The sequence below is a fragment of the Ralstonia sp. TCR112 genome, assembly GCF_007997035.1.
In the GTDB taxonomy this organism is placed as follows: domain Bacteria; phylum Pseudomonadota; class Gammaproteobacteria; order Burkholderiales; family Burkholderiaceae; genus Ralstonia; species Ralstonia edaphi.
Genome location: NZ_VOSS01000145.1, coordinates 1 through 3260, shown reverse-complemented (window position 1 = coordinate 3260; position 3260 = coordinate 1). Strand labels below are relative to the sequence as shown.

Genomic DNA, 3260 nt, shown 5'->3' with positions numbered 1-3260 from the left:
TGAAACAAGGGATGCACCAACAACCCGGAACCCAGAAAAAAACACCCATCAACGCCCAGCCCCGTTGTGCCGCCGTGACGACCCGCGTGCAGCCGGCAACGCTTTGGACCAGGCATCGACCGACGTTGACACACATCAACGCGGCGCGCACATCGCAGTTTTAGGATGAGCCATCGCCCCCACAAGAACCGCCTCATGTTTCCGTTCGCCAAGCCGGCCGACCCTCCGTCCGCCGCAAACGACACCGCGTTCCGCTGGTCTGCGCCGCAGGTACGCGCGCTGGCCCAGCGCTTCGATACGCACGGCCCGCGCTACACGTCTTACCCGACGGCCGACCGCTTTCACAACCAATTCGGTAACGCCGATTACCTCGACGCCTTGCACCGCCGCGCCGCGATCGCGCCCGCGCTGCATGCACCTCTGTCGCTGTACATGCACCTGCCGTTCTGCGCGAACCTCTGCTACTACTGCGGCTGCAACAAGGTCATCACAAAGGATCGCTCGCGCAGCGCACGCTACGTTGAAACGCTTGCGCGCGAGATGGCGATGGTCGCCGACCAGATCGGCCCGCTGCGCCGCGTGACGCAATTGCATTGGGGCGGCGGCACGCCCACGTTTCTTGCGCACGACGAAATGCGCGCCGTGATGGCTGCCACACGGCAGCATTTCGACCTGGCCAACGATGGCGAGATCTCCGTCGAACTCGACCCGCGTCACGCCGACGACGCCACGCTCGAAGTCCTGGCCGAGATCGGCTTCAACCGTGCGAGCCTTGGCATCCAAGACTTCGACCCCGACGTTCAGCGCGCCGTCCATCGCATCCAGAGCGTGGAAGAGACGCGCCGCGTGGTCGACACCGCGCGCCGGCTGGGCTTCGAGTCGATCAGCTTCGACCTGATCTACGGCCTGCCGTATCAGCGCACCGAAACGTTCAACGCCACGCTGGACCGCGTGCTGGAGATGGCGCCTGATCGGCTGTCCGTCTACAGCTATGCGCACCTGCCGCACTTGTTCAAGGCGCAGCGCCGCATCGACATGCTCACGCTGCCGACTGCAGACCAAAAACTCGACCTCCTTGCGATGACGGTGGAACGCCTTGTCGCCGAGGGTTATGTCTACATCGGCATGGACCACTTCGCGCGGCCCGACGATGCACTTGCCATTGCGCAACGCGAAGGGCGGCTGCAGCGCAATTTCCAGGGCTATTCGACGCACGCCGATTGCGACATGCTGGCGTTTGGCGTGTCCGCCATCAGCCGGGTGGGCGATGTATATGCGCAGAACGAAAAGGATCTCGACGCGTACTACGCTCGCATCGATGCCGGCGAACTTGCCGTGCTGCGCGGCATGTCACTCACGCCGGACGACCACGTGCGCCGCGCGCTGATCGGCGAATTGATGTGCGGATTTGAACTGAACATGCGCGCATTCGGTGCGCGCCACGGGCTGGACTTCAAGCGCAGCTTTGCGGACGAGCTGCGGGCACTGGGGCTGCTGGAAGAAGCCGGCCTGGTGAGGGTGGGGGACGAGCGTATCGTCATCACGCCGCAAGGGCGGCTGCTCGTGCGCCGCATCGCGATGGTCTTCGATTCGCACCTGCGCCAGGCGGGCACGGAGCGCGCGGTGGAAGCCGAGGGCAAGCCCGTCACCTTCGTCCCGCGCTACTCCAAGGTGGTCTGATCCGCTGGCCGACTCGAAGCCGCGTCAGACCGTTGCCGGTTCCGGCTGCAGCGCGGTGGTTTGCGCCTGAGCGCCGACCAACGTCTGCGGCCAGATTTCCGCCAGGCGCAGCAGGTTGGTCGAACCGGCCTGGCCGAACGGCATGCCCGCCGTGATGGCGATCTGGTCGCCCGACACGGCAAAGCCTTCACGCGCGGCGGCGCGGCACGCCGCGTCCACCATCTCGTCGACATTGCTCACGTCCGGGCTGACGGTGCTGTGCACGCCCCACGCAATCGCCAGCCGGCGCGCGGTATCCAGTCGCGGCGTGATGCTGACGATGGGCGCCAGCGGCCGCTCGCGTGCGGCGCGCAGGCTCGTCTTGCCGCTGGACGTGTACGTGACGGTGGCCACTGCGCCGAGGATGTGCGTCACGTCGCGCAGGGCCGCGCAGATGGCGTCCTGGCGCGTTGGCAGCGGCGGTTGATGTTGCGCGTCGATCAGGTTGCGGTAGAGCGGGTCGCGCTCGGTCTCGGCAATGATGCGGTTCATGATGCTGACCGCCGCCACCGGGTGCTTGCCGCTGGCTGACTCGGCCGACAGCATCACGGCATCGGTGCCGTCGTACACGGCGCTGGCCACGTCCGACGCCTCGGCGCGCGTCGGCACCGGCGCTTCGATCATCGATTCCAGCATCTGCGTGGCCACGACCACCGGCTTGCCGTGCTGCCGCGCCATGCGCAGGATGCGCTTCTGTACGCCGGGCACGCGCTCGGGCGGCAGCTCCACGCCCAGGTCGCCGCGCGCCACCATCAGCGCGTCGGAGGCCTGCACGATGTCTTCCAGATGCAGCAGCGCGGCGGGCTTCTCGATCTTGGAGAGCAGCCCAGCCCGGTCGCCGATGATCTCGCGTGCGGCGATCACATCTTCGGCGCGCTGCACGAATGACAGCGCAATCCAGTCCACGCCCAACGACAGCGCAAAGTCCAGATCGCGCAGGTCTTTCTCGGTGAGCGCGGGGATGGGGATCACAGCGTCCGGCACGTTCACGCCCTTGCGGTCGGACAGCGGGCCGCCATCGACCACACGCGTGACGATGGCCGTTGGGTCGGCGGCTTCCACGGCCAGGCGGATCTTGCCGTCGTCCAGCAACAGCGACTGGCCCGGCGCGGTAGCGGCGTACAGCTCCGGATGCGGCAGATGCACGCGCGTGGCATCCCCCGGCGTCGGGTCGCGGTCGAGCACAAAGCGATCCCCGTTCTTGAGCACGACGCGGCCGTCGGCAAACGTGCCAATGCGCAACTTCGGGCCTTGCATGTCAGCGAGGATGCCGATGGGGCGGCCGGTCTCGGCCTCCACCGCGCGCACGGTGTCGTAGCGCTTGCGGTGGTCTTCGTGCGAGCCGTGGCTGAAGTTCAGGCGGAAGACGTCCGCGCCGGCGTCGAAGAGGGCGCGGATGGTGTCTTTGTCGCTGCTGGCGGGGCCTAGGGTGGCTAGGATTTTGGTGTTGCGGAAGCGGCGCACTTTGTTGCTCCGGGTGGGTTGTTTATTTGCTTGGTTGGGCCTTGGTGGTCCACTCCCTTTCACCCCCTGCCGGGGGC

The 3260-nt window shown here is 66.7% G+C and carries 2 protein-coding genes; one reads left to right on the top strand and one right to left on the bottom strand.

Translation table 11 applies throughout. The annotated features are described in order from the left end of the window. Positions 1-195: 195 nt before the first annotated feature. Positions 196-1680, top strand: coding sequence for an oxygen-independent coproporphyrinogen III oxidase (hemN, locus tag FUT88_RS24385; RefSeq protein ID WP_147219053.1), 1485 nt, complete (start codon positions 196-198; stop codon positions 1678-1680). 24 nt (positions 1681-1704) lie between these two features. Here the strand turns inward: hemN and pyk are convergent, their stop codons facing one another. Beyond that, entirely contained in the window at positions 1705-3183 is a 1479-nt protein-coding gene (gene pyk / locus FUT88_RS24380; protein ID WP_147219051.1) for a pyruvate kinase, read from the bottom strand. Between the last annotated feature and the right edge of the window lie 77 nt (positions 3184-3260).

Coding starts and splice junctions, on each gene's coding strand:
- hemN (WP_147219053.1), top strand. CDS start 196: ATGTTTCCGTTCGCCAAGCCGGCCGACCCTCCGTCCGCCGCAAACGAC.